Source organism: Fulvivirga sediminis (assembly GCF_016757215.1).
In the GTDB taxonomy this organism is placed as follows: domain Bacteria; phylum Bacteroidota; class Bacteroidia; order Cytophagales; family Cyclobacteriaceae; genus Fulvivirga; species Fulvivirga sediminis.
This window is the reverse complement of sequence record NZ_JAESIY010000006.1, coordinates 90,040-116,803: the sequence shown is the minus strand read 5'-3', so window position 1 is coordinate 116,803 and position 26,764 is coordinate 90,040. Positions and strand designations below refer to the sequence as shown.

The following is a 26,764-nucleotide window of genomic DNA, read 5'->3' as shown; positions in this document are numbered from 1 at the left end:
AGCTATTCTGCTGCTTATGTTCAGTTTGTTGCTTTTGAGTTTATATCATCGCTATATTCAACAGGATGAGCCTTGGTTTGGAGAACAATCTTATTGGTTACTTAAAGAGGGAAATGTTAAGCTCACGAGTATGCCAGGTGTTTTTAATTGGGATTCACACATGCTAATTTATCATAAGTTGTTTGTTTGGATAGGTGTACTAATCATCTATGTGTTTGGATGGTCTTTATACCTGTTTAAAGGATTCATATTTCTTTGTTTTTTGACAACAATTTTTTTTATTAGAAGATACTTACTAGGGGTGGAAAGGGCTCCGAGTTTGTTATTATGGCTGACAATTTTGGTGCTGATAACAATTCCAGAATTAATCCATAGAAGTTTCATGTTTCGGCCTGAAGTATTGATTATGATGTTGGGATTTTTGTCATTTTATTTTACCTGTGTTGGGGTGAAAAATGTAAAAGTATACCCGATAATGTTGTCAGGGCTGTTTGCCGGACTAGCTTTTGTGACCCATTTAAATGCGCTAGTTTTTCCTGTAGTTGGTTTTTTCTTTTTGCTTTTTAATAAGAAATGGAATTTACTTATTTACTATACTTTAGTTTGTAGTGGTGTATGTTTGTTATACACTCATGAACTCTGGAATCAAACTAATCTTGAAACGTTTCTATACCAGCTAAAGCATTGGCCTACCCATCAGGAAACTTTTGGAGAAAAGGTGGATGGTGGTATTTTAATGGCGATTTGGAATAATATACTTAGAGTGCTAAATGAGCACAAACGATATTTTTGGGATCAGGATGTATGGGGTATTAGCGCATTATTTCTCGTGACATTAATATCACAATTTAAACACTTATGGAATAATTACAAGAGCCTTACAATTTATACGCTTTTGTTAATGTTTTTTCTTGCGGTACTCAGCAGTAGTCATGGGGCTCGTTACTTGGTGTATTTAATGCCTTTTATGTCTGTGATAATAGGTTTAGGAGTTTTTAGAGTCATACAGACCCCGGAACTTAAGATTATAAAGTGGGTTTATCTCCTTATTTTTTTAGTTCAAATGGTTTTTGTGGGCATGACATATGGCTCTATTTTTGAAAAGAATTACAATCATGTCAAGGAGCATCATAGATACCTTTCCAAAGTAGAAAAGGGCTCTCGGGTTCTTGGCCCTTGGGAGTTTGTATATAATGAGATTGATGAATATGAGATTTTCTCGTTCAAGACGTATGAGTATATAGAAGATCGTGAGCATATAGAATTAACGCAACGTCAACTTTTGGAAAAAGCAGCCTTAGATTTTGAGATGGATTACATAATATTAAATAAGGAAAGAAAGAATAGTAAAGAGTTTCCTTGGTTTAAAAACTGGAATATTGTTCCTAATCCTTATTTTGAGGAAGTTTTTAGGGATGAAAATTATCTTATTCTTAAGAGGCAGAGCTCATCGGTGTAATCCGATGAGTCTTTTCAATTTTCTTCTTCCACGTACAAACTTACGTTCATAGATATCATAGTAGAAAGCAAGCTTGTAAAGCCACCAATCATTAATCTTTCCAAAGTATTTTTCTATACCCGGGGCACTCTTTCTTAGGTAAGCAAACTCATAGGCCTTTGAAAAATTAAATATTCCGGCTGGTTTAGGGTTGCTATCTATAACATATATTTCGTCTTCCTGAGGTTCATAGAGGAAGTTTCGTATTTGTGGGTCTCCGTGTAAGTAGCCTTTAAGGTGTATTTGTTGTAGCTTATCTATTACTCTGGGGTATAGTGGCTCATTGTCAAGGCAGGGCTCGCCATCTAAATACTTGTAAAGTAGCCAAGAGTCTACCACCATTCCTTTATTTCTTTTTTCAGCTGCCATGATGGGCTTGGTAGAAGGTATGCCCATTTGTTCATAGGTAAGCATTCCTTTTATATTCTTAAATGCTTCCCCATCTCTAAAAAGAGTGGTAAACCTAATCCATTTCTTTTTATTCTTCTCACGAGGTATCTTCAGAACATACTTTTCGTTGCCTATTTTAATTACTCGAACTTTACTTCTATGGTTCTTTTTTAAGGTGCCTCTCTTTTTATAGCGCTTCTTTTGTATCTCTTTGAAGAAGTGTAGATCCTCCGGCTTAGAGAGTATATTCCACTTTTTTTTCTTGTGCACATCCATGAAGCACAAAATTACACGATAAAATTTATTTCTTTTTGATAAGGCTTATTTTAACCAATCTCTTAAATTGTTGTTTATAAAATAACTGTTCGAAAAAACAATTATTAAATTAAATAGGCAGGAAATAAAAAGATGTGTAAGTATTAACATCAACTGCGTTTGTTTTTTGTAGAGTTAGTTATTAAAGCTGTATAAGCTATTAATTAAAATGTATAATTATTACTTTTGAAGAAATGTCCGATAACAAAAGACAAAGTTATTCTCAGCGTGAAAAGGAAAAGACTTTTGAACAAGAGTTTCTTCCGCACATTGATTCTATGTATAACTTTGCCTACCGATTAACATTTGATGAAGATGATGCCAAGGATCTGGTTCAGGATACTTATCTGAAAGCATATCGCTTCATTGAATCCTTTGAAAAAGGAACTAATGCAAAAGCATGGTTGTTTCGGATACTGAAAAATAGCTTTATTAATGACTTTAGAAAGAAAAGCAAGCAGCCTGCTAAGGTAGATTATCAAGAGGTTGAAACTTTTTATAATTCTGAAGATGTTGATAAGTCTATAACCACAGATTTAAGAATAGAGACCGTTCAGGATATGATTGGAGATGAAATTTCCAATGCCTTGAACTCACTGGATGTGGACTTTCGAACAGTAATTATTCTGTGTGACCTGGAAGGTTTTAAATATGATGAGATGGCTAAGATATTAGACATCCCTATAGGTACAGTACGGTCCAGATTGCATAGAGCCAGAAACCTTTTAAAAGAAAGGCTAAAGGAATATGCACAAAAAATGGGTTATAAAAATTAATAGTTTATATGTCATTATCCTCTACAAATTCATTTGAAAAGAGTCCGGTAGAAAAATCGGATAAAGGAACGCCTGATCATGGTGAGTGTCTCAAAGTTCTAAGTCTGGTATTGGATCAGGAAGCTACAGATGAGGAGCAAGCTTACTTTAAACAGCATATAGAGAACTGTATGCCTTATTACGAGATTTACAACGTAGATAAGGCTATTAAAAGTATGATTAAAGATAGGTGTCTTAATCAAAAAACCCCTTCTGACCTGGTAGAAAGTATCAAATCAAAAATCTATCAACAGGCCGACTAAATTATGCATAAAGGGAAGGCAATTATATTTTCCGCTCCGTCCGGATCGGGAAAAACTACTATTGTTAAACACTTATTAGAAACTAATCCTAAGCTTGGCTTTTCTATTTCGGCTTGTACAAGAGACAAACGAGGCAGAAAAGAAGAGCATGGCAAAGACTACTACTTTCTAACTCCTGATGAATTTAAGAAAAGCATTGATAATGATGAATTCATAGAGTGGGAGGAAGTATATGCTGGAAATTTCTACGGAACACTTAAGGCTGAGGTTAACAGAATATGGGCTGAAGGACGCCATGTAATATTTGATGTAGACGTAAAAGGAGGTTTACATTTAAAAAATTATTTCGGAGATAAGGCGCTTGCCGTGTTTGTGAAGGTTCCTTCATTAGAGGAGTTAAAAGAAAGGCTTCATGACCGGAAAACAGAAACGGAGGATAGTCTTTCACAAAGAATATTCAAGGCAAAATTTGAAATGAGCTTTGAAGATAAGTTTGATGTTACTTTAGTGAACCAGGATCTTGAAGAGTCTTTAAAGAAAGCCGAAAAGCTGGTAAATGATTTTATAGAATAGTATAATATCAATAACTCAATGACAGTAGGCTTATTTTTCGGTTCATTTAATCCAATCCATATCGGTCATCTCATTATAGCCAATGTAATGGCAGAGGCGCCTGAAATCTCTCAGGTTTGGTTTGTGGTTTCTCCGCAAAATCCCTTCAAACAGAGGAAATCACTATTGCACGAGTTTGATCGGTTGGATATGGTGAATGCGGCTATTCAGGATAATTTTAATCTCAGAGCCTCAGACATTGAGTTTAATATGCCTAAACCTAGCTATACCATAGATACGCTTACCTATCTAACAGAAAAACATCCGGATTACACTTTTAAGCTGATCATAGGTCAGGATAACCTGAAGAGTTTTCCAAAGTGGAAAAATTCAGATCAAATACTCTCCAAATATGGCCTTTATGTATATCCCCGGCCAAACTCTCAACCATCAGAGTTGCTAGATCATGAAAATGTAAAGGTAATAGATTCACCTATGTTAGATGTTTCTGCTACTTTTATTAGAAAATGTATCAAAAAAAATCAATCTATAAGGTATCTTGTGCCTTCCGAGGTGGAAAAGTTAATTGTAAGTAAGAAGTTTTACTTGTAATAACTTGGCATTGCGGTTCTTCGTTATTCTTCTGTAATTATAATTTAGAATCAATAACGAGCGTATGTTATTGACTTTTCCCTTTACCTATGAAACAGTTTTTGTTGTTAATCTTTATCCTTTCTGCTTACTGCAGCTACGCAGGCGGAGTGAGGGGAGTGGTAAGAAATGAAAAAGGAGAGCCTTTACCTTATAGTACCATATATGTAAAAGAAACAGGCAGTGGCACCACTACTAATGATCAGGCTTATTATGAAATAAACCTTGATCCAGGTAATTATCAGCTAATATTCCAATTTGTTGGTTATGCTTCTTTAACTAAAGAAGTGATTGTAGAAGAGGGCTTTGTGGACCTTGATGTGAAGCTTGAATCTCAGGTTATCATGCTCAGAGATATTGAGGTTAGGGCTGGGAAGGAGGACCCTGCCTATACTATTATGCGAAAAGCGATTGCCAAGAGTAAATTTCACACTCAGCAAATTGATAAGTATACAGCTAAAGTGTATATGAAGGGGACTGGTAAACTCAAGGATTATCCTTTTTTAATGAAAGGGCAAATAAAAAAGGCAGGAATAGACCCGGATAGGGTATTTATAACGGAGTCAGTGAGTGAAGTCGAGTACATTAGGCCGAACACTTATAATGAAAAAGTAATTTCTATTTATACTACTGGCGATAATAGAAATACGATGCCTAACCCGTACATAAATGGCTCCTTCTATGAGCCTGAGTTAGCTAAATGCGTTTCCCCTTTATCTCCAAAAGCTTTTTCTTATTATAAATTTAGGTATGAAGGCACTTATCAGGATCAGGGGGTTGAGGTAAGTAAAATCAGGGTGATACCACGCTCCAAAGGAGATAATGTGTTTAGAGGGGTTATAAATATTGTGGAGGACTACTGGAGTATTTATAGCTTGAATTTACACGTGACTAAATTTGGTGTTGATTTTCATATTAAACAGGTCTATAAACCTATTGAGGAGGGTGTATGGTTGCCCGTAACTCATAAATTTCATGTAGAAGGCAAGGTGCTAGGATTTGAGTTTGAAGGGGATTACCTCGCTACAGTAAATAACTATGAGGTGCAGGTGAATCCTGATCTAGACATGCAGATAGAGGTTATAGATGAAAAGGTGGAAGAAGAGTTAGCTGAAAAATTGCAAGAGCAAGTGCAAGATGAGGATGAGAAGGAAATCCAGGAGATATTGACTTCTGGTAAGGAAGTGACCAGAAAGCAGCTCAAAAAAGTTTTGAAGGCTTATGAAAAAGATGAGTTAAGAGAAAGCGATAATGCAGATATTTTAACTAATCGTACATTTGAAATTGATTCAAATGCATATTCTCACGACTCATTATATTGGGCTAAGATAAGGCCTGTTCCTTTGAATAAAGGAGAAAAAAGAGGGTATGATATACTTGATAGCTTAAATCAGGTCAGAGAGAGAGAGGAAAATGGTGACACCCTTAGGAATACGAAGAGAAAGGGGGTTCATTTTCAAGATTTGGTTCTTGGTAACAGGTACGACTTGGGAGATAAGGCCTATTTAAAAATAAGGAGTCCATTTTTAGGCTTTAACTATAATACTGTAGAAGGGTTTAATCTAGATTATAAGCTTACGTATTCCAAAACTTTCAATAAGAAGAGTTGGCTAAGTGTGAGTCCACTTTTAAGGTATGCTTTTGCGAGAAAAAAGCTGTCAGGTACTTTAAGAACTCATTATGGATTTGGAGATAATGATTCTAGAAATAATTTGATATTAACCGCAGGGAGATACGTAAATCAGTTTAATAGAGATAACCCTATTCATCCTTACATTAATACTTTCATGAGCCTGTTTGCAGAGCGTAACTATATGAAAATATATGAGCAGGATTTTGTGAACTTAGCTTATGAAAAGAATTGGAATGAGGAAGTGAGGCTCAAACTAAACTCAGAACTCAGTAGAAGACGACAGCTTCATAACAATACTGACTTTACTATATTTGATTGGAGTGGTAAATATTTCACATCTAATACCCCTGTTAGTTTAGAACTTGCGAATACTTCATTTCCGGAGAATAATGCTCTGTTATTAGGAGGTGAGATAGAGTACAAGCCATTTATCAAATATGCTATTTATAATGACAAGAAAATAGCTATTAATGATTCTTCACCAATATTTGCGGTTTCTTATAAAAAAGGAATTTCCTCTGTATTTAATAGTGAGGTGGATTATGATTTGCTAGAGGTGAGTTATAAAGATCAGTATAAACTTGGAATTAGAGGCTTACTGGATGTTTATTTGAAAGCAGGAATATTTCTTAACTCAAAAAAGATGTATTTCACTGATTATAAGCATTTTTTGGGTGGTAGAACTCCTTTTACGACCTTGGATCCTGTGGGAAGCTTTCGATTGCTAGATTACTATGCTTACAGTACAAATGATCAGTATTTTGCAGGTAACGCAAATTATCAATTCCGTCAGTTGCTCGTTACCAGAATTCCAATTGTCCGTCTTTCAGGAGTTAGAGAAAACTTTTTTGTGAACTACCTGGCTAATGACGTCTCATCGAACTATACAGAGCTTGGATATGGTATAAATTACATATTTAGGGTCTTCAGGCTGGAGCTAGTTACCGCTTTTAAAGAAGGTAAATATGAAGACTGGGGAGTGAGGGTAGGAATTGCCAGTAATTTGGGAAGTATATTTTAGGATAAAAATAAAGGCTGCCTTGGATTAAGACAGCCTTCTTTTACTCTATGTATTATCTACAAGAAGTGATTTAGTTTGTGATACCATTGAATAGTATGCCATTAGCTTCTACTATATTATCAGCTTCCAGTTCACCAAAACCTTCTATATAAGTCCATTCTATATGAATGCTGTCATTTTCAGGAAATACTTCCCCTTGCACATTGGCACGTTTTCCTTTGAAAATATCCAGCCCGTTTATAGCGGATAATTTATTACCTTCTAATCTTGCCTTTATTTTTGATTTGAAAAAATCTTCATCTTCAATCCAAATAGAGTCGTTCGAAGTTGATGTATTTGATAAAATGATCGTTACATGGTCACTAGTCTCGAATGGAGATGTAAGCTGCACATCTACCACATATTCTCCTACAACCTCGGTATATGGAAAGGTGACTTTGTCATAGTCATTTTCTTCAGTGCAAGATGTTAAACCACCAACTAGCGTTAATAAAAATATGATATACTTAGTATAGTTTTTTAAATTTTGCATGTCTTTTATTGTTTAGTTAAGGTACGACTTAGCACTGCTCCAGCATTACCACCTTCAATTATTTCAAATCGAAGAGATATGGTACCATCGCCATTAATAGTGCCTGATCCGGTATATGCTCCGAATGGAGAATCTTGTTGAGGAACCAAAATGGTTGATCCTTCAGTGTGCAGGAAGTATCCTGATACTCCATTGGAGTCTGCCCATAAGTTTTCTCCGTAGTATAGTCCTGAAGCTCGTTGTTCATAGTTAACACTTCTTGATCCACTTAAGTAAGGGCCAGATAGATCTTCACTGCTCACATCTTCTTCTGTCACCGCAATTACTCTTTGAGCACTACCATCGTAACCATCACTATTAGTGGCGGTGTAAGTAATGGTGTAAAGTCCTGGTGTATCAGAGTCAACGGAGCCAGATGACGTAACTTCTAGTTGATTTTCTCCTTCTGTAGCAATTGCTCCAGCATCTTCATAGGAGTTTCCTGAAACTATTGATAAGTATGTCCCTCCCTGAATTTCAAAGTCAGGGTATGTGGTTATGAAGGACACATCATCAGTGTCATCATCACATGATATGCAGAGAGTTACTGCTGCAAATAAGATTAGTATATTTATAAATCTATTTTTCATAATTGTAAAAATCTATATTAAGAAGGATCCCACCAGATTCTTTCGATAACTTGTTTTTGCCCTCCTGCTTGTTGAACATTTTCTGAATTGTTGTTTAATTCAGTTGTGGGATATGGCAATCTCTTAGGTGACACATCTCCAGTTACATTATTAGGTGTTGCAGTTAAGAAATTTGGATATCCTGTTCTTAAGTGTTCGAAATGTGCCTCTAACCCCTGATAGTTAGCAAAGGCTATCCATTTTTGCGTTAAGATGGCATCTAATTGGTCTTCAGGAGAAGTAGAAGGGAACTCATATACATTATCTGTACCGTAGTAATTCGATGCATTATCCACCTCTAGCTTAGCAAAAGATTCTTCTATACCTTCATTGTAAAGTTGCTCAGCATCTCCAGCTACACTATACCTGATTACTGCCTCAGCTTGCAAAAATTTACTTTCTGCGGCACTAATTAATACGACAGGAGTTGTAGCGGCTATATTAGGTTGTGATAATTCTCTGGCACTTTTAAACGAGGCATTGGTGTAATCTCCTTGATTTATGCCAACATGCGCACCTCCTTCTTTAGGAGTACTGTAAATGGCGTCTAATCTAGGGTCTCCATTGTTTTGTAGATAGTTTAGAAGAGTGTTAGATGCCACGATGTCGGTATAACCTCTTCCGCTACCTGCAGAGCTTACTTGGGCTGCATAAAATGGATTTCTGAAATTTTGCACATCTATGAACTCAGCCATTTCGGCATCTGTATTTAAAAAGGTAGCACTATTTTGAAATAAACTGGTGATACCGGCTGAGGCAACTGACGGGTTGATTTCAGATTGTCTCATGTATATCTTCAGCTTTAAGGTATTGGCAAATCGAATCCAATTATCCATTACTCCTTGAAAAATGATGTCCTCTTTCCCTAAACTTTTTGAAGTTGCTGCTGATAAATCCTTTGATAGAGCATTGTCTATTTTTTTGATTAGGTCCGCGTAAACATTAGCTCCCTTGTCAAATTTTGGATTCTTGTTTTCCAAACCACTTAATGCTTCAGTATAGGGTATATCGTCATAAAGATCTACCATAATTTGAAAAGTATAGGCTTTCATCACCTCAGCAATCAGGTAATAATTCCAATTGTTATTTTCTTCTGCTGTTTTCGAAACGTAATTGAAGTCATTAAGGGCTCCTGCGTAAATTTCGATATACTGCCTGTTAAATGTGGTTTCATTGATGTTGTAGTTATCAATGTTAGCATACTGGTTGGCTCCAGGTGATTGAGTCCAGTGTTGAGCCCATAATTCACCTAATATTTGCCATTGACCTCCAATAGTGAAGGCTACTGAGTTGATAGCGGCTGGTAGCACGGTTTCAACTGTGGCGTTCGCAGGATTATTGGGGTCTTCGTTTATGTCCAAGTAGTTCTCTTGGCAAGATGTTGACAATAGCATTATCGCCAACATGAATGCGCTTAATTTTTTAAATATTGTCATTTTATTTTTTTTAGAAAGTAAATCTTAAGCTAACTCCATAACTTCTGGTGGTAGGAGTAGCTCCATAATCACCAAATTCTGAACTAATATCGTTTCCAAATGTAGTTTGCTCTGGATCAATAAAGAGGTTGTCTTCAGGAACCCATAAAAGAAGATTCCTTCCTATCAAACTGATGTTAGCACTACCAAACGGTGTTTTTTCTAAAAGAGAAGCGGGTAGATTATAAGATAACACCACTTCTCTGAGTTTTACGAATGATTTTGAAACAAAGAAAGATCTGTCCATATCAAATCCACCATTTCCCCAGAATGTATTTAGAGAATTGTTTGTATGGGAGATTTGTTGTGTGTTTTCTTCATAAACTGGGTTGCCTTGATCATTGTATACTAAATTGTCGTCGGCATCAACAGCTTGAACCACAGAATTAGGTACAATAAATGGCCTTCTGTCATTATATAATGTCTGAGGAGCTGTTCCTGCGAAGTATCCAATGCTTGCTGTTCTGCTATACATTAACCCTCCTTTTCTACTATCAAGTGTAAAAGATAGAGAGAAGCCCTTATAAGAAAGTTTGTTGTTAAGACCTCCTACCCAATCATATTGAGTTGTTCCAAGTACTTGTTTTTCAGGGTTTGGTCTAGGAATACCTGCCGCATCTACTACTATATTGCCATTTTGGTCAGTTAATGGAACGCTACCTTTAATCTCGAAAGCAGGTCCACCTACTCTTGCTATTAAAGAATTAGATGAAAGACCACCTAGGCTAATTTCATTCGGGCCTCCTAAGTCGAGAATTTTCGAGTCATTTTTACTCCAGTTAACAGAAATGTCCCATTGAAAATTAGTAGTTCTTATTGGGGTGGCTGTAAGTAATAGCTCTATTCCTTCATTACTTAATTCCGCAATATTTAGCACTTGGCTAGTGTAACCTGTAGATGCTGTCATAGGGACAGTTAAAATGTTTTCTTTAACATTTCGCTTGTAATAAGTTGCATCAAGGCCTATTCTATTATTAAAGAATCGAATGTCAGCTCCAAATTCAATTTCTGTAGATATCTCTGGCTGTAGGTTAGGATTACCTATCTGATTACTCATTTCATAAGCTGCGATAGATTGAGCTATTGGTGAGTTTAGGTCAATAAAACCATCAGATTGAGATGCTTGTAAGAATAAAGTTTGTTGTACTTTATAAGGGTCTGCGCTTTTACCCACTTGAGCCCATCCACCTCTTACTTTTAGGTAAGATAAAGTTTGACTGTCTATGCCTAGAGCTGAAGTTACATCTACCCCTGCGTTAACACCAGGATAGAAGAATGATCTGTTGTCTTTTGGTAAGGTAGAAGACCAGTCATTACGAGCTGTTCCTGTTAAGAATAAGAAATTCTTGTAGGTAAAATCAACTTGTCCGTATAGTCCATAAAGTCTTCTTAAGTTCTCTTCGTTAGAAGATATTGGGCTATTTGATGTGTTTGAAAGGTTGTAAAAGTTAGGTATCACCAAATCGTTAATTTGAGATCTCAAATATTTAGATTCTCTTTGATTGATGTTAAAGCCTACGACTCCTCCAATATTTATATCTTGATTAATATCCTTATTAATGTTCATTAATAAGTCTGTATTGAACTCTCTTGCGTAGCTTTCCTCTATTTTGTATTGACCAGGGTTTGATCTAGCGTTGTTTCTTCCTTCAATAACGGCTTTTGGCTGGAATTGCTCCATTTCAGTAGAGGTAAGGTCTGAACCTACTCGCCCTGTGAATGACAACCAATCTGTGGCTTCGTAAGATAACTCAACGTTTCCGTAAAATCTATCAATGATAGCATCGGAGCCATGTTCTTTTAAAATGTACCACGGGTTAGTAGTATATGGAGAATAGTAATTCTCAAGAGTATTGAACTTATTATTTAAATCTTGAAGCTCAAGTAGAGAGATATCTCTCGGAGTTTGGAGTACATTATTATATACTGTTGATCCTTGTCCGGTAGGCACAAAGCTAGACTTTGTTCTGGCATAGTTGAATGAAGCAGAACTACGTAGTTTGTCTGATAATTCTGAAGAAGCCCTTACTGCTATTGTATTCCTAATATAAGAATCGGCATCTGTGGGCATAATACCATCTGCATCAACGTTTGAGTATGATACGTAATAGTTGGCCTTTTCTCCGCCTCCTTGAAGTGATACTGAATTATTGAAAGTTCTTCCTGTTTCGAAAAATTCTTTCACGTTATCTTCTAATGCAGAATAAGGTTTAACTCTTTGTTGTCCATCTACTGTCGTTCCCCATGGCTGATTTTTTCCGGTAAATTTAGAGCCCCAGCTAGTGTTTTCTGTGAGGTATCTATTTGTGCTGCCGTAGAAACCCTGTCCTCTTTCATTTTGGAATTCAGGAAGTTTAAGAACATTGTCAAACATAACAGATGAAGCGACTGATATCTCAGCTTTTTTTCCTCTTTTAGCTGCGTTGCTCCCATTTTTTGTGGTAATTACAATTACACCAGATGCGGCGCGAGACCCGTATAGAGCAGTGGCTGCAGCACCTTTCAAAACGGTCATAGAGGCAATGTCTTCAGGGTTAATGTCATTGATACGACTACCAAAGTCAACCCCTCCATTTATTGAGTTGTCACCAGTAAAGGAGTTGTTCATAGGAACACCATCTATAACATATAAAGGGTTATTATTGCCACTTAAAGACGTAAAACCTCTAATGATAACTTTATTCGATGATCCAGGAGCCCCTGAGCTGCTAGAAATTTGAGCTCCAGCTACTTTTCCTTGTAGGGAGTTTAGAACGCTGGTTGATTTTCCTTGCGTAAGTTCTTGATTATCTAGTTTAGTGGCTGAATATCCCAGCTTACGGGCATCTTTTTCAATACCAATTGCTGTTACCACTACTTCACTGAGTTCCTGTACATCTGAGGACATTTTAACATCAATAACTGACTGGCTGTTGATGTTTATTTCTTGTGATTTTAACCCTATAAAGGAAAATAACAAAACCTCTCCGGATTCAGGTACGGAGACAGAGTAGTGTCCATCAATATCAGTAACGGTTCCTGACGAGGTTCCTTTAATTATTACATTAACGCCAGGTAAACTGGAACCATCTTCTGCTGACGTCACTTTCCCAGTAATTGTTCTGCTTTGAGACCAAACATTATTGGAAATAAAGCAGAACGATACTAGAAAACTAACTAGTAAAAAGTTCTTCATGTGATCTGATTTTTTTAGAAAAATTTTAGAACGTCAAACGTAAACCAAAAAAATATGACCACATAATTTTAATGTAAGATAAATACGCTTAATTACTATTTTAGAGGCGGTTTTTGCTATTATTTAATACTGTTGTGTTGGGGTTTTGTCAAATAAAAGCTTAAAAATGTTTAATTTGATTTTTGAGCGAGGTTTTTTAGGTGTGCGTGTATTTTCGATTGATAATTTTGATGAAAAAAGGATATGTAATATATTGTTCTGTTTTTTATTTTTATGTCAAGTTCAGTGGCTGTGTAAAGTGATTTTTCAGAATAAAAAAAGCAGCATTTTCTGTAATGCTGCTTCTCAATTATATCTATATAATTATAACTGATTATACAGTCATAATTTCTTTTTCTTTTTTCTCAAGAAGTTCCTCTATTTTTTTTGTAAAATCATCTGTTAGAGCCTGTACTTTGTCTTCAGCTCTTTTGATTTCATCTTCTGACGCTCCGTCTTTCTGAAGTTTTTTCAGGTTGTCATTAGTCTCTTTTCTTACGTTTCTAATGCTTATTTTGCCTTGTTCACCTTCAGCTTTAGCCTGCTTTACAAGGTTTAATCTTCTTTCTTCAGTAAGCTGCGGAATACTGATTATTACCTGCTCGCCATCATTTTGAGGATTCAGCCCTAAGTCACTATTAATGATAGCTTTTTCGATTTCAGGGATAACGTTTTTTTCCCAAGGTTTAATCATGAGAGAGCGAGCATCTGGAGCCGTAATAGAAGCTACCTGATTTATTGGAGTGGGATTACCATAATATTGTACCATTAGACCTTCTAAAATGGCAGGGCTGGCTTTTCCAGCTCTTATTTTTACAAGTTCGCCAGTGAAGTGCTTTATTGCTTTGTTCATTAAGTCCCTGGCTTCATCCAGGTACATATTAATTTCTTCTTCCATGGGTGTTTCAGTGTTGTTAAATGATTAATTAATAAGTGTTCCGGCGTTATCTCCTTTTACTATTTTCATTAAATTGCCAGGCTTGTTCATGTCAAACACAATTATGGGAAGGTTGTTTTCCTGACAAAGTGTAAAGGCTGTCATGTCCATGATGTTCAGATTTTTCTCATAAGCCTCTTGGAATGATAGTTCTGAATATCTGGTAGCAGTTGGGTCTTTTTCAGGATCCGCAGTATATACTCCGTCTACACGAGTTCCCTTCAATACTACATCGGCCTGAATTTCTATAGCTCTTAAGCTAGCAGTAGAGTCAGTAGTGAAATAAGGGTTGCCAATACCCGCTCCAAAGATCACTATACGCCCTTTTTCAAGGTGTCTGATCGCTCTTCTGCGAATGAAAGGTTCACAAACTTGTTCCATTTTAATACCAGACATTAGTCTAGTATAAAGGCCTACTTTTTCAAGAGCACTTTGCAATGCCATACCATTAATAACAGTAGCAAGCATGCCCATATAATCTCCTTGTACTCTCTCTATTCCTGATCCCTCAGCCTGTACACCTCTGAAAATGTTTCCACCTCCAATTACGATGGCCACTTCAATGCCCATTTCTTTTATGGCTTTTATTTCGTTGCCATACTGTTCTAGTCTTTTAGGATCGATACCATATTGACCTGATCCCATTAGAGATTCGCCGCTAAGCTTGAGTAAAATTCTTTTGTATTTCATGAAGAATCGAAAGGTGTAATATTAGATTTAAATCACTGCAAATATAAGAGGGATAAATGAATAATTAAGGAGAGAGGTTTAAAATTGAACTAACACCTGGTTTTTTTCTACACCATCTCCTTGGTTTACATTTACTGCCTTAATTATGCCGTCTCCTGGTGCTTTCAATACATTTTCCATTTTCATGGCTTCTAATATCATCAAAGCATCTCCTTCTTTTACTTCATCCCCTTCAGAAACATTCACCTGCAAAATAAGTCCAGGCATGGGAGCTTTGACCTCATTTATATTTGGAGCGGTAGACATGTCCATACCCAATTTTTCTAACAAAAGGTCTAACTTGTCTTTTACTTTCACCTCGTATTTATGGCCGTTAATTTTTAAAATGACCTCTTTAGTCTTATAGTTAATTTCAGCTACTTCTATTCTGTAAGAAATATCATTTTTTAGGATGTGGTAAGAGTGTTCATTTACCTTAGAAATATCCCAGGAAAACAATTTATCGTTGATGAGTATCTCATCTTCCTTAAGCTGAATATTGAAAGGCTTATCTCCTATAATGGCTTTATACATAATTTCGGGATTGTGTCTAATCAAATATAAGTTTTATTATTAAAAGGAGAGCTAATAAGAAAATGGTATTTAGAGTCTTGTTGTTGAAGAATCTTAGGTGTGTTTATGATTACTTTTAAACAAATGGTCAATTTAACTGATCGCTTTTAGTATAGCGTTGTTTTTTGAATAACTTTGTTGTTAATAAAGGGGTGCCCTAATATACCGGGCTGAGATTATACCCATGATCTGATTAGTAGTCAGATCGCACCTGATCCAGGTAATGCTGGCGTAGGGATGGTATGTTAAAATTAAGTTGAGAAATCCCCTGTTCTCAATGGGTTTAACAAAGAAAATAAAAAATAATGAGATTAAGTATTCTGACGGTAATGCTACTGTCAATTATGCACGCCTATGGCCAAAATTCAGTAACAGGACGAGTTACTGATAAGGAAACTAATGAGGTGTTGCCCGGGGCTACCGTAAGACTAAGTAACAGAGCTACGGCTACAGCCTCTGATGGCACATTTAGTTTTAAAGGGGTAACTAAGGGTAAATATTACCTTAAAGTAACTTTTGTAGGCTATGAGAGCCAAGAGCAAATGTTAATAGTAGGTGATGGTGATGTAAATGTGGAGATTAGCCTTAATGAAGAAACTTTAGTTACTGATGAGGTCGTCGTTTCTTCTACAAGAGCTAATGAAGATACGCCAACCACCTATAGTAACTTAAGTAAAGAAGATATAGAAGAAAATAATTTAGGGCAAGACCTTCCTTATGTACTTAATATGACGCCTTCATTAGTTACTACTTCCGATGCTGGTGCAGGAGTTGGCTACACAGGGCTGAGGATTAGGGGCTCAGATGCCACCCGGATTAATGTTACTATTAATGGCGTACCGTTGAATGATAGCGAATCTCAAGGCGTTTTTTGGGTAGATATTCCTGATATTGCTTCATCTACACAGAGTATCCAGGTGCAAAGAGGTGTGGGTACTTCTACAAATGGAGGAGGAGCTTTTGGTGGTACAATTAATCTGCAGACCAACTCCAGAGAAATGAAGCCCTATGCTGAGCTTATTAATTCTGTTGGATCTTATGACACATGGCGGCATACATTGGGTTTTGGTACAGGCCTTATTAAGGATCATTGGTCTTTTGATGGGAGACTTTCTAAGATTAACTCTGATGGATATATTGATAGAGCAAAATCAGATTTGGATTCATATTATCTTTCTGGTGGGTATTATGGTGAAAAGACTATGGTTAAAGCTATAATGTTTGGAGGAAAGGAACGCACTTACCAATCTTGGTATGGCACCCCACAGGCTGTATTAGAAAATGACCGAGAAGGTATAGAAGAGGTGATTGCAAATAATGGGGTTACTGAAGAAGAGGCTGAAAACCTAAGAGAAGGAGGCCGAACTTTTAATTGGTATTTGTATGATGATCAGGTAGATGATTACAAACAGGATCATTATCAACTTCATGTTTCTCAATCTATTTTGCCTAATCTGGTAGGTAATGTTTCTCTACACTACACCTATGGAAGAGGATATTATGAAGAGTATAAAAGTGGAGAAAACTTCACTTCTTATGCATTGCCAACCCTGCAGATAGGCGATTCTGTTATTTCTTCCACTGATTTGGTAAGAAGGAGGTGGCTTGATAATGATTTTTACGGAGCTACTACCTCATTTGAGTATGTAGCTGGTAATTTAACTTTGAATTTAGGAGGGGCATATAACGAGTATAGAGGAGATCATTTTGGAGAGGTCATCTGGGCTGAATTTGCACCAACCATACCCAATGATTATAGGTATTATGATAATGATGGGGTAAAGAAGGATGGAAATGTTTATTTGAAGGCCAATTATGCCTTCGATGAATCGCTACATGCGTTTGTAGATGTGCAATACCGTTCGGTAAATTATGAAATTGAAGGTATAGACAATGATTTAAGAACACTGGATATGGATAATAATTATAATTTCTTCAATCCTAAGTTAGGTTTTGTTTATGACCTAAAGAATAGAAGTAAAGTATACGCTAGCTATAGTGTGGCCAATAGAGAGCCGGTAAGAACGGACTTTGTGGATTCCCCTTCAACTCCTAAGCATGAAACTTTGTATGATTTAGAAGCTGGCTATAAGTATGAAAGCTCAGATTACCAGTTTTCAGCTAACTATTACTACATGGATTATAGTAATCAACTGGTGCTTACAGGAGCACTTAACGATGTAGGTAGTTCACTTAGAACCAATGTGGAAGATAGTTACCGGATGGGAGTGGAGTTGGTAGGAAGTGCCAGGCTTACTAATAAGCTTTACTGGCAGCTGAATGCTACCTTCAGTCGGAATAAGATAAGTAATTTCACAGAAGTATTTTATGACTACGGCTCTAATTGGGATCAGTATAATGAAGTGCAGGTAGAACATGAAGACTCTGATATTGCTTTTTCTCCGAATGTTATAGCTGGCTCACAACTTTCATTCCTTCCTTTGAGGGATGTTAAACTTAGCTTGCTGAGTAAGTATGTGGGGAAACAATATTTAGACAACACATCAAATGACAACAGGTCGATTGACGCATATTTTGTGAATGACCTTAGAGCAACCTATACTGTAAGAACAGATTTTATAAAAGAGATTAACTTCACCTTTCAGGTGAATAATATTTTTGAAGAACTATATTCTTCTAATGGGTACACTTTTGGCTATGCAGCAGGCGATTATGAAGTGAGAGAAAACTATTATTATCCTCAAGCTACCAGGAATTTCATGGCTTCGCTTAGTTTAAAATTTTAATATCCTAAGTTACATTGCTTTGGAAACCATCAGAAGCTAACTTTACACTGCCAAAGTATAACTTCTGATGGTTGCTGACTTAAAAACCAAACCAAACAATTTTTCCCTTTTAGGATTTATCCAGGTCACTCGATTTTGGAACCTGCTGATCATTTTTTTGGCTCAGTATTTTACTGCCGTCTTTCTTATAGATCGTTCAAAAGGTCTTTTATATTACCTTCAGGATTATAGCCTATTCTTACTTTCACTCTCTTCAGTACTCATTGCTGCTGCTGGCTATATCATTAATGATTATTATGATGTGAAGATCGACCTTATTAATAAACCAGAACGGGTAGTAGTAGGCAAAACACTTAAGAGGAGGATCGCCATGATTTCGCATACTGTGCTAAACTTCACAGGGGTAAGTTTAGGTATATTACTATCCTATAAGATTGGGCTGTTCAATTTTGTATCAGCAATGCTCCTATGGTTATACTCTAACCAGCTGAAGAGAATGCCTTTTATAGGAAATTTTGTGGTGGCGTTATTAACGGGCCTTTCTATCTATATTGTAGGAGTCCTTTATTATAGAGTAGATGAGTTGGTGATTTCCTACTCATTGTTTGCTTTTGCGTTTACGCTTATTAGAGAAATAATAAAGGATATGGAAGACCTGAAAGGAGATGCATCCTTCGGTTGTAAAACTTTGCCGGTGGTTTATGGTCTTCGAAAAACCAAAATTATCATCTATACATTGTGCATTATATTTATAGTGTCACTTTCTATGATGGCATATTTGCTAGTAGGCACAGAAATGACGTACTTTTGCGTAGGTCTTGTTTTGCCGTTGAGCATATTGGTATATAAGCTCTATGTTTCGGATACGGTAAAGGATTTTAACTACTTAAGTAATTATTGTAAGGTAATCATGCTCTTAGGGATAATGAGTATGATATTTTTTAAATAGAAATGACGAGAATAGCCATTTTTGCTTCGGGCAATGGATCTAATGCGCAGAAGATCGCAGAGTATTTTAAAGATAGCAGCACGGTAGAAATTGTGCTCATTTTATCAAATAAAAAAGATGCCTATGTGCTGGAACGCGCAGATCAGTTAGGCATACCTTCTTATGTATTCACTAGGTCTCAGTTTAATAATACTCATGAAGTGTTAGATGAGCTGAAGAAAAATGATGTGGATTTTATAGTGCTGGCAGGTTTTCTTTTGCTCATACCAGAATACCTGGTAGATTCTTATCCTGAGAAAATCATAAATATACACCCTGCACTTTTGCCTAGTTATGGAGGTAAGGGTATGTATGGAGAAAAGGTGCACCAAGCAGTATGCGAGGCTAAAGAAAAGGAGACCGGAATCACTATTCATTATGTGAATAATAAATACGATGACGGCGAAATTATTTTTCAGGCCCGAGTAGCTTTAAATAATAATGATACGCCTGAGCAGGTCGCTCAGAAGGTTCATCGATTAGAATATGAACATTATCCGAAGGTTATAGAATCTGTGATTAATAATTAGGTGAAAAATTTATAGCTTTGCAGCTTCATTTTTAAAACAGCAAACATGTCTCTCTCGAAGATAAAATCAGCTTTAATATCAGTATTTTATAAGGATAATCTTGAGCCTATCGTAAAATTACTTCATGCGAATGGAGTGCAGATCTTTTCAACCGGCGGAACTCAAAAATTTATTGAAGATTTGGGTATAGAAGTAACTCCTGTAGAAGATCTTACTAGCTATCCCTCAATATTTGGAGGAAGAGTAAAAACTTTGCATCCTAAAGTGTTTGGTGGAATCCTTCATCGTAGAGAGCTGGCTGATGATGTAGAACAAGCTAAAGAATTTGAAATCCCTTCTATAGATCTAGTTATTGTAGATCTTTACCCTTTTGAAGAAACGGTAGCTTCAGGGGCTAAAGAGCAAGATATTATAGAAAAAATAGATATAGGTGGTATTTCTCTTATTAGAGCAGCGGCCAAGAATTTTAAAGATGTATTAATTGTTTCTTCAAGAGAACAATATACAGAAGTTGAAGAGCTGCTTAGAAAAAATGAAGGTGCCACTACTATCGAAGATAGGAAGAAGTTTGCCGCTAAGGCCTTTGATATTAGTTCTCATTATGATTCGGCTATCTTCAACTACTTTAATACTAATGAAGAAGTGCCAAGCTTTAAGCAAAGTTTCAGAGAGAAAAAAGCCTTGAGATATGGAGAGAACCCACATCAGAAAGGGGCTTTTTATGGAGATCTTTCTTCTATGCTTGAGCAGCTGAATGGAAAAGAGCTTTCTTATAATAACCTGGTAGATGTAGATGCTGCAGTTTCTTTAATAGAAGAGTTTGATGAAACTACATTTGCTATATTAAAACACACTAATGCATGTGGTGTATCTACTGGAGCTACTGTTAAAGAGGCATATCAGAGGGCTTTTGCCGCTGATACTATCTCGGCTTTTGGAGGAGTGCTAATCACTAATAAAACAGTTGATAAAGCTGCTGCTGAAGAGATGCATTCGCTGTTTTTTGAAATATTAATAGCTCCTGATTTTGATAATGATGCTTTAGAGGTTCTAAAACAAAAAAAGAATCGTATTTTGTTAAAGCAAACGCAAAAGTTAAAAACTACTAAGCAGTTCAAGACTTTGTTGAATGGGGTGGTAGAACAGGATCGTGATTTAAAAACCGATCAGATAGAAGATATGAAATCGGTAACTAAAAAGGAGCCTACAGAAGAAGAGAAACAATCTTTATTGTTCGCCAGTAAAGTTTGTAAACATACCAAGTCTAATACTATAGTACTGGTGAAGGATGGACAGTTACTGGCAAGTGGTGTAGGTCAGACCTCAAGGGTAGATGCACTTAAGCAGGCTATTGAAAAAGCTAAGTCTTTCAATTTTACACTTGAAGGATCAGTAATGGCATCAGATGCATTTTTCCCATTTCCTGATTGTGTAGAGATCGCGTATGGAGAAGGAATCAGTGCTGTAATACAGCCAGGAGGATCTATAAAAGATCAAGATTCAATAGATTTTTGTGATAATAATGATATGTCTATGGTATTTACAGGCATTCGTCATTTCAAACATTAAAAAAAACTTTAATTATAAAGTTAAAAGGAAACAAATTTGTAAATTTCACGCTTTATTCATAAGCCTAACCTATTGAAGACATAACATGGGATTGTTCGATTTTTTTTCAAGTGATATAGCAATGGACCTTGGTACAGCTAATACGCTTATCATTCATAAAGATAAGATCGTGGTAGATGAACCATCTATTATTGCTATTGATAAGAACGTTAATAAGGTTTTGGCCATCGGGAGAGAGGCCATGCAGATGCATGAAAAAACCCACGAAAACATCAAAACTATTCGTCCTCTTAAGGATGGTGTGATTGCCGATTTCCATGCTGCAGAGCATATGATCAGAGGCATGATAAAGATGATTGATAGTGGAAATAAAATTTTTCCTGCCTCGCACAGAATGGTGATCTGTATTCCTTCAGGCATTACCGAAGTAGAGAAACGGGCTGTAAGAGACTCAGCGGAACATGCAGGTGCGAAAGAGGTCTACATGATTTATGAACCTATTGCTGCAGCTATTGGTATTGGCATAGATATAGAAAGACCCGTAGGCTCTATGATTGTCGATATAGGTGGAGGTACTACTGAAATTGCCGTAATAGCACTTAGTGGTATTGTATGTGACCAGTCAATAAGAGTAGCAGGAGATACCTTTAATAGAGATATTCTTGACTACATGAGAAGGCAGCATAACCTGCTTATAGGTGAAAGATCTGCTGAAAAAGTAAAGATAGAAGTAGGGTCTGCACTTACGGAGCTTGATGATGGGCCTGAAGATTATGAGATTAGGGGTAGAGACCTAATGACAGGTATACCTAAGGTAATAAAAATATCATATTCTGAAATCGCTTTTGCCTTGGATAAATCAGTATCTAAGATAGAGGAGGCCGTGCTGAAAGCTCTTGAGATTTCGCCGCCAGAATTATCAGCTGATATTTATGACAATGGTATTCACCTTACAGGTGGAGGAGCATTACTCCGAGGCCTAGATAAGAGATTAGCCCTCAAAACTAAACTTCCTATTCACGTAGCGGAAGATCCGTTAAGAGCTGTAGTAAGAGGTACAGGTCAGTCATTGAAGAATTTAAATTCTTTTAAAGCGGTATTAATGACCTAAGACCACAGTCTGGAAGAGACTTTTTTTGTTGGCACTGTTTATTTTTTGATTTTGAACCAATCTGGATAAATGCAGAGACTGTTTCTGTTTCTATATCAGTATAGAGCTTTTTTGATATTCCTGTTTCTGGAGGTGATCTGTCTATGGTTAATAGTTCGAAACAACAGTTTTCAGAGTGCAGGTTTTTTTAATTCCTCAAACAGAATAGCAGGAAACTTATTGCAGTCTTCTGATAATGTGTCTGATTATTTTAATCTGGCGGATGTGAATAACAACCTGGCAGCAGAGAATGCCAGGTTAAAACAGGAGTTGGAGGCATTAAACTCGCGCTTACAATATCTGAAGCTGGATACTACCTATGAAACTACAGATACCACCTTAGTAACAGATATAGACACATTAACGCAAGATAGTTTGCAGATAGAAAAATATCAGTTTCTAAGTGCTAAGGTTATCAACAAGTCTGTAAGAAACTACAATAATTACATTACTATCAATAAAGGTAGAAGTGAGGGGGTAGAGCCTGATATGGCTGTTATCGGTAATGATGGTGTGGTAGGTAAAGTTAAAGCAGCCTCTCAGCATTTTGCTGTAATTACTTCTGTACTGCATAGCGATTTTCAAATTTCTTCTAAGATTGATAAAACAGGGGACTTATGTACTGCCAAGTGGCCAGGAAATGATCCTTATCATGCAGAGCTACTTTTTGTACCTCGTCATGTAGAGGTGGAAGTGGGAGATAGTATAGTTACCTCTGGCTATAACGCCATTTTTCCTGAAGGGGTCCCTGTAGGAGTGGTTAGTGACGTAGAGATTACTGAAGATGCCTTATTTTATAACATCACTATTGATCTTGCTAGTAATTTTAATGAAATAGGGTATGTATACCTTATTAAAAATAGTCTGAAAACAGAGCAAGATTCAATACAACAAGAAGCAGAAAAATTCTATGCTCAATAAAGGGATTATAACGCAAATATTTTCATTCATCCTGTATGTGTTAGTACAGGTATTGCTTTTGAAGAACATTGTCCTTTTTGACAAGTCTTTCTGTTTTTTATATATAGCTTTTTTGCTTCTTATCCCTGTAGAGGCTAAAGTGTTAGGGTTAATGGTTGTGGGTTTTATTACAGGCCTTGCTATTGATACTTTTTATGATAGTTTGGGAATTCATGCGGCCGCTTCCGTGTTTATAATGTTTGTTAGGAATTACTGGTTAAATATGCTTACTCCACAAGGAGGGTATGATTCTGGCACGGTACCGACTATTAGCTCTAATGGTTTGAGGTGGTTTACTTCTTACGTTTTACCGCTAATTTTTTTACATCATTGTGTACTGTTCCTGCTAGAGTCTTGGGGTTTCGGTCTTTTGGGGTTTACTCTTTCAAAAGCTTTTTTTAGTACCTGCTTCACTTATATAGTAATGCTTATTACCCAGTATCTTTTTTATACTAAGAAAAGATCATTATGAACGAATCGCGCAAAAATATTATCCAAATGGTCATCGTTGCCGTAGCGGTAATTTTTTTAGTGAAACTGTTTTCTATTCAGGTGCTGGATGATAAATATGCTCAGGCTGCTACCAGCAATATTATTCATAAGGTAATAGAGTATCCTTATAGAGGTACTATTAGAGATAGAAATGGTAAATTAATAGTTTATAACACACCACAGTTTGATATTACTATTACCCCTAAAGAGGTAAAAGTCCTGGATACTGCCAAATTTTGTAAACTCTTTGAGATTACCCCTGAAGAGCTCAGAAATAAATATGCTGCATTGAGAGAGAGTAAAGGCTTTTCATATGTGAAGCCTAACGCATTTATTAAACAATTATCTGAGCGTGACTTAGCCCGAATACAAGATTATTTAATAGATTTCCCTGGTTTTGATTTGCAACCCAGAACCAGTAGAGCTTATACTTATCCGGTTTTGGCTAACGCACTTGGGTATGTAAGTGAGATTAATAAAAGACAGCTAGATAGAGATACTGCGGATTATTACCATCAGGGAGACTACATAGGGCAAAGTGGACTGGAAGCTTACTATGAAAACCAGCTGAGAGGAAAACGAGGGGTTAGATATAAAAAACGTAATGTGCGAGGCATAGAAATGGGAGACTTCGAGGATGGTAAGTTTGATACACTTGCTGTGAGAGGAGAGAACCTGATATCTACCATAGATATAGACCTACAAAGATATGGAGAGGAGTTATTGAAGGGGAAATCTGGAAGTATTGTGGCAATAGAGCCATCTTCTGGTGAGATCCTATCCTTAGTTTCTGGCCCTTCTTATGACCCTAACGACCTTTCCGGGAAAAAATATAGTAAAAATTATTACAAAATAAGCTCTGATAGCTTAAAGCCTTTATTTAATAGGCCATTGATGGCTCAGTATAGACCTGGCTCCATTTTTAAAATTATTCAGGCAATGGTGGGTCTTCAAGAAGGTGTAATTACTAAACAGACTTATATACCTTGTATAAAATATCCCATGAATTGCCATCATCATGGACCAGGAGAAACATTGGTCGGTGCAATTACACATTCATGCAATCCTTATTTTTATAATGTTATGAAAAGAATGGTGAATCAGGGGGTTTCTGAGGATCCATTTGAAGATACACGTATAGGAATAAGGAAGTGGAATGATTATATTGAAAGTTTCGGATTGGGTTCACCTTTAGGTATTGATCTTCCGAGTGAAAAAAGTGGAATGGTGCCTAGTGTAGAGTATTATGATCGTGCTTATAATGGCAGGCCTTGGAAATTCTCAAACATTTATTCTATATCTATCGGAGAAGGTGAAAACCTGGTAGTTCCCATTCAAATGGCCAATTTTGCAGCTTTGGTAGCTAACCGTGGCTATTATTATATTCCTCATTTGGTGAAATCCATCGGTGGTTCAGGAAAACCTCTACCTCAGTTTACTGAAAAACATCATACTATGGTAGATGATAAGTATTTTGATATAGCAGTTGAGGCTATGGCCAATGTAATAAAAGAGGGAACAGGACAATATAGAGCTAAGCTGAAGGATATTGAGGTGTGCGGTAAAACGGGTACTGTTCAAAATGACCCCCTGCCTGATCATTCTGTTTTTATAGCTTTTGCTCCAAGAGATAACCCTAAAATAGCAGTATCTGTATATGTGGAAAGTGCCGGCCAGGGAGCTAGGGCTGCGGCGTCAATCGCCAGTCTTATGATAGAAAAATATTTATTAGGAGGTACAGAGAGACCAAATATTGAAGCATACGTTAAAAAAGGAGATTTTTTATAGTGAGAAGAGGTGATAGCATACTTTCAAAGATTGATTGGCTTACCGTACTTTTATTTTTTGTTATTGTAATGTTGGGCTGGCTCAATATTTATGCTGCTGTATATGATGAAAATGCCACTCAGAACATTTTCAGTATGTCTCTCAATAGTGGTAGGCAGCTGATATTTATAGCAGTTATCATTGTGCTGATTATCGTGATGCTCGTAGTAGATTTCAAGTTTTATGATACTTTCGCCTTTGCCATATATGGTAGTGTTTTATTCCTGTTAATATTTATTCTCATTTTCGGGAGGGAGGTAGCAGGATCCAAGTCATGGTTTGAGCTGGGAGCTTTTAGGTTTCAGCCGTCTGAATTCGCTAAATTCGCCACTTGCTTGGCTGTTGCCAAATTCATAAGTACGGGTGGCTTTCGGATGGATCAGCTCAGAAATCAAATAGTTCTTTTTGCTATTATAGGGGTGCCAGCCGTTCTTATTATACTACAAGGAGACACCGGTACGGCATTGGTTTACTCTGTCTTTATATTGGTTTTTTTTAGAGAAGGAATGGCTCCTACACTTTTAATCTTGGGAGTCTCTGCTGCTATAATTTTCATACTAACGCTAATGGTAGAAAATCATTGGTATTTGTATGGAGGTATTGTTTTAATTGCGGCGGCCGCGATTTTTTTTAGCAAAAGGACCAGAAAACGTATAGTTATGGTAGTGTTAGGTGCTGCTATTATTGTACTTGTGATAAAAAGTGTTGATTATGTAGTTTCTGATATCTTAAAGCCGCATCAGCAGAATAGGGTAAAGGCTTTTATTAATCCAGATGCGGATCCTCTAGGGTTTGGCTGGAACGTAACACAATCTAAGATTGCCATTGGTAGTGGAGGAGCGTTTGGTAAAGGCTTTTTGAAAGGAACACAAACTAAATTTGATTTTGTGCCTGAACAGAGTACAGATTTTATTTTCTGTACTATAGCCGAAGAGCATGGATGGTTTGGTAGTTTCATTATTATTGGTCTCTTTGTTTGTTTACTACTCAGGTTGATTTTTGTGGCAGAAAGACAGAAATGGAGATTCGCCCGTGTTTATGGATATAGTGTAGCTTGTATATTGTTCTTTCACTTTGCCGTGAATATTGGAATGACTATCGGGCTTTTTCCTGTAATAGGTATACCTTTACCTATGTTTAGTTATGGAGGTTCTTCACTTATTGGTTTTACTGTGCTCATCTTTATTTTAGTGAAACTCGATGCTCATAGAGGGCAGGTGTTGGTTCATTAGTAA

23 protein-coding genes are annotated in these 26,764 nt (G+C 36.6%); 15 read left to right on the top strand and 8 right to left on the bottom strand.

Annotation, left to right across the window (positions count from 1 at the left end):
* The first annotated feature begins 382 nt into the window (after nt 1–382).
* The gene (locus JL102_RS12085) at nt 383–1,459 is read left to right on the top strand and encodes a hypothetical protein (RefSeq protein WP_202244673.1); all 1,077 of its coding nucleotides are present in this window, start codon (nt 383–385) and stop codon (nt 1,457–1,459) included.
* Here JL102_RS12085 and JL102_RS12080 read toward each other — a convergent pair.
* Complete coding sequence (locus tag JL102_RS12080; protein ID WP_202244672.1) at nt 1,448–2,164, bottom strand: protein kinase family protein; 717 nt, start codon at nt 2,162–2,164, stop codon at nt 1,448–1,450. The genes JL102_RS12085 and JL102_RS12080 overlap by 12 nt on opposite strands.
* Before the next feature lie 233 nt (nt 2,165–2,397).
* Here JL102_RS12080 and JL102_RS12075 point away from each other — a divergent pair, with 233 nt between their 5' ends.
* From JL102_RS12075 to JL102_RS12055, 5 genes are all read left to right on the top strand, one after another.
* The gene (locus JL102_RS12075; protein WP_202244671.1) at nt 2,398–2,979 is read left to right on the top strand and encodes a sigma-70 family RNA polymerase sigma factor; all 582 of its coding nucleotides are present in this window, start codon (nt 2,398–2,400) and stop codon (nt 2,977–2,979) included.
* Nucleotides 2,980–2,987: 8 nt separating this feature from the next.
* Nucleotides 2,988–3,281 carry an anti-sigma factor gene (locus JL102_RS12070; protein ID WP_202244670.1) on the top strand — a complete coding sequence of 98 codons (294 nt, stop codon included), beginning with the start codon at nt 2,988–2,990 and terminating at the stop codon, nt 3,279–3,281.
* 3 nt (nt 3,282–3,284) lie between these two features.
* Nucleotides 3,285–3,854, top strand: a complete 570-nt coding sequence (gene gmk, locus JL102_RS12065) for a guanylate kinase (protein WP_202244669.1) — start codon at nt 3,285–3,287, stop codon at nt 3,852–3,854.
* 18 nt (nt 3,855–3,872) lie between these two features.
* A complete protein-coding gene (gene nadD / locus JL102_RS12060) occupies nt 3,873–4,445 on the top strand; it encodes a nicotinate (nicotinamide) nucleotide adenylyltransferase (protein ID WP_202244668.1) in 573 nt (190 codons plus the stop codon).
* 89 nt (nt 4,446–4,534) lie between these two features.
* The gene (locus tag JL102_RS12055; RefSeq protein WP_202244667.1) at nt 4,535–7,138 is read left to right on the top strand and encodes a DUF5686 and carboxypeptidase regulatory-like domain-containing protein; all 2,604 of its coding nucleotides are present in this window, start codon (nt 4,535–4,537) and stop codon (nt 7,136–7,138) included.
* A gap of 70 nt (nt 7,139–7,208) precedes the next feature.
* Here JL102_RS12055 and JL102_RS12050 read toward each other — a convergent pair whose 3' ends face one another.
* The 7 genes from JL102_RS12050 to JL102_RS12020 all read right to left on the bottom strand — a co-directional run bounded on the left by JL102_RS12050 (nt 7,209) and on the right by JL102_RS12020 (nt 15,227).
* Complete coding sequence (locus tag JL102_RS12050) at nt 7,209–7,670, bottom strand: hypothetical protein (RefSeq protein ID WP_202244666.1); 462 nt, start codon at nt 7,668–7,670, stop codon at nt 7,209–7,211.
* Nucleotides 7,671–7,675: 5 nt separating this feature from the next.
* Nucleotides 7,676–8,299, bottom strand: coding sequence for an immunoglobulin-like domain-containing protein (locus tag JL102_RS12045; protein WP_202244665.1), 624 nt, complete (start codon nt 8,297–8,299; stop codon nt 7,676–7,678).
* A gap of 17 nt (nt 8,300–8,316) precedes the next feature.
* A complete protein-coding gene (locus JL102_RS12040; RefSeq protein WP_202244664.1) occupies nt 8,317–9,774 on the bottom strand; it encodes a SusD/RagB family nutrient-binding outer membrane lipoprotein in 1,458 nt (485 codons plus the stop codon).
* Between the two features lie 10 nt (nt 9,775–9,784).
* Nucleotides 9,785–12,988, bottom strand: coding sequence for a SusC/RagA family TonB-linked outer membrane protein (locus JL102_RS12035; protein ID WP_202244663.1), 3,204 nt, complete (start codon nt 12,986–12,988; stop codon nt 9,785–9,787).
* Between the two features lie 373 nt (nt 12,989–13,361).
* Nucleotides 13,362–13,925, bottom strand: coding sequence for a ribosome recycling factor (gene frr, locus JL102_RS12030; protein ID WP_202244662.1), 564 nt, complete (start codon nt 13,923–13,925; stop codon nt 13,362–13,364).
* Between the two features lie 24 nt (nt 13,926–13,949).
* Entirely contained in the window at nt 13,950–14,654 is a 705-nt protein-coding gene (gene pyrH / locus JL102_RS12025; protein WP_202244661.1) for a UMP kinase, read from the bottom strand.
* Nucleotides 14,655–14,732: 78 nt separating this feature from the next.
* Nucleotides 14,733–15,227 (bottom strand): acetyl-CoA carboxylase biotin carboxyl carrier protein subunit, encoded by a 495-nt coding sequence (locus tag JL102_RS12020; RefSeq protein WP_202244660.1) that lies wholly within the window; start codon nt 15,225–15,227, stop codon nt 14,733–14,735.
* Between the two features lie 344 nt (nt 15,228–15,571).
* Here JL102_RS12020 and JL102_RS12015 point away from each other — a divergent pair, with 344 nt between their 5' ends.
* The 9 genes from JL102_RS12015 (at nt 15,572) to rodA (ending at nt 26,761) form a co-directional block, all read left to right on the top strand.
* On the top strand, nt 15,572–18,013 hold the full coding sequence (locus JL102_RS12015) for a TonB-dependent receptor (protein ID WP_202244659.1): 2,442 nt from the start codon (nt 15,572–15,574) through the stop codon (nt 18,011–18,013).
* 67 nt (nt 18,014–18,080) lie between these two features.
* Nucleotides 18,081–18,962: a geranylgeranylglycerol-phosphate geranylgeranyltransferase gene (locus JL102_RS12010; protein WP_202244658.1), complete on the top strand. Its 882-nt coding sequence runs from the start codon at nt 18,081–18,083 to the stop codon at nt 18,960–18,962.
* Nucleotides 18,963–18,964: 2 nt separating this feature from the next.
* Entirely contained in the window at nt 18,965–19,531 is a 567-nt protein-coding gene (purN, locus tag JL102_RS12005; protein ID WP_202244657.1) for a phosphoribosylglycinamide formyltransferase, read from the top strand.
* A gap of 45 nt (nt 19,532–19,576) precedes the next feature.
* A complete protein-coding gene (purH, locus tag JL102_RS12000; protein ID WP_202244656.1) occupies nt 19,577–21,100 on the top strand; it encodes a bifunctional phosphoribosylaminoimidazolecarboxamide formyltransferase/IMP cyclohydrolase in 1,524 nt (507 codons plus the stop codon).
* Nucleotides 21,101–21,185: 85 nt separating this feature from the next.
* Nucleotides 21,186–22,211, top strand: coding sequence for a rod shape-determining protein (locus JL102_RS11995; protein WP_202244655.1), 1,026 nt, complete (start codon nt 21,186–21,188; stop codon nt 22,209–22,211).
* A gap of 69 nt (nt 22,212–22,280) precedes the next feature.
* The gene (gene mreC / locus JL102_RS11990) at nt 22,281–23,171 is read left to right on the top strand and encodes a rod shape-determining protein MreC (protein ID WP_202244654.1); all 891 of its coding nucleotides are present in this window, start codon (nt 22,281–22,283) and stop codon (nt 23,169–23,171) included.
* Entirely contained in the window at nt 23,161–23,682 is a 522-nt protein-coding gene (locus tag JL102_RS11985; protein ID WP_237390570.1) for a Rod shape-determining protein MreD, read from the top strand. Before mreC ends, JL102_RS11985 begins: the two co-directional genes overlap by 11 nt.
* Nucleotides 23,679–25,490 carry a penicillin-binding protein 2 gene (gene mrdA / locus JL102_RS11980; protein ID WP_202244653.1) on the top strand — a complete coding sequence of 604 codons (1,812 nt, stop codon included), beginning with the start codon at nt 23,679–23,681 and terminating at the stop codon, nt 25,488–25,490. The genes JL102_RS11985 and mrdA overlap by 4 nt, the downstream gene beginning before the upstream one ends.
* The gene (rodA, locus tag JL102_RS11975) at nt 25,490–26,761 is read left to right on the top strand and encodes a rod shape-determining protein RodA (RefSeq protein WP_202244652.1); all 1,272 of its coding nucleotides are present in this window, start codon (nt 25,490–25,492) and stop codon (nt 26,759–26,761) included. Before mrdA ends, rodA begins: the two co-directional genes overlap by 1 nt.
* Nucleotides 26,762–26,764: the final 3 nt, after the last annotated feature.

Coding starts and splice junctions, on each gene's coding strand:
- purH (WP_202244656.1), top strand. CDS start 19,577: ATGTCTCTCTCGAAGATAAAATCAGCTTTAATATCAGTATTTTATAAG.
- JL102_RS12035 (WP_202244663.1), bottom strand. CDS start 12,988: ATGAAGAACTTTTTACTAGTTAGTTTTCTAGTATCGTTCTGCTTTATT.
- nadD (WP_202244668.1), top strand. CDS start 3,873: ATGACAGTAGGCTTATTTTTCGGTTCATTTAATCCAATCCATATCGGT.
- JL102_RS12070 (WP_202244670.1), top strand. CDS start 2,988: ATGTCATTATCCTCTACAAATTCATTTGAAAAGAGTCCGGTAGAAAAA.
- gmk (WP_202244669.1), top strand. CDS start 3,285: ATGCATAAAGGGAAGGCAATTATATTTTCCGCTCCGTCCGGATCGGGA.
- JL102_RS12045 (WP_202244665.1), bottom strand. CDS start 8,299: ATGAAAAATAGATTTATAAATATACTAATCTTATTTGCAGCAGTAACT.
- JL102_RS12085 (WP_202244673.1), top strand. CDS start 383: ATGTTTCGGCCTGAAGTATTGATTATGATGTTGGGATTTTTGTCATTT.
- JL102_RS12050 (WP_202244666.1), bottom strand. CDS start 7,670: ATGCAAAATTTAAAAAACTATACTAAGTATATCATATTTTTATTAACG.
- pyrH (WP_202244661.1), bottom strand. CDS start 14,654: ATGAAATACAAAAGAATTTTACTCAAGCTTAGCGGCGAATCTCTAATG.
- JL102_RS12040 (WP_202244664.1), bottom strand. CDS start 9,774: ATGACAATATTTAAAAAATTAAGCGCATTCATGTTGGCGATAATGCTA.
- JL102_RS12075 (WP_202244671.1), top strand. CDS start 2,398: ATGTCCGATAACAAAAGACAAAGTTATTCTCAGCGTGAAAAGGAAAAG.
- JL102_RS11985 (WP_237390570.1), top strand. CDS start 23,161: ATGCTCAATAAAGGGATTATAACGCAAATATTTTCATTCATCCTGTAT.
- mrdA (WP_202244653.1), top strand. CDS start 23,679: ATGAACGAATCGCGCAAAAATATTATCCAAATGGTCATCGTTGCCGTA.
- JL102_RS11995 (WP_202244655.1), top strand. CDS start 21,186: ATGGGATTGTTCGATTTTTTTTCAAGTGATATAGCAATGGACCTTGGT.
- JL102_RS12055 (WP_202244667.1), top strand. CDS start 4,535: ATGAAACAGTTTTTGTTGTTAATCTTTATCCTTTCTGCTTACTGCAGC.
- purN (WP_202244657.1), top strand. CDS start 18,965: ATGACGAGAATAGCCATTTTTGCTTCGGGCAATGGATCTAATGCGCAG.
- JL102_RS12080 (WP_202244672.1), bottom strand. CDS start 2,164: ATGGATGTGCACAAGAAAAAAAAGTGGAATATACTCTCTAAGCCGGAG.
- JL102_RS12010 (WP_202244658.1), top strand. CDS start 18,081: ATGGTTGCTGACTTAAAAACCAAACCAAACAATTTTTCCCTTTTAGGA.
- mreC (WP_202244654.1), top strand. CDS start 22,281: ATGCAGAGACTGTTTCTGTTTCTATATCAGTATAGAGCTTTTTTGATA.
- JL102_RS12020 (WP_202244660.1), bottom strand. CDS start 15,227: ATGTATAAAGCCATTATAGGAGATAAGCCTTTCAATATTCAGCTTAAG.
- frr (WP_202244662.1), bottom strand. CDS start 13,925: ATGGAAGAAGAAATTAATATGTACCTGGATGAAGCCAGGGACTTAATG.
- JL102_RS12015 (WP_202244659.1), top strand. CDS start 15,572: ATGAGATTAAGTATTCTGACGGTAATGCTACTGTCAATTATGCACGCC.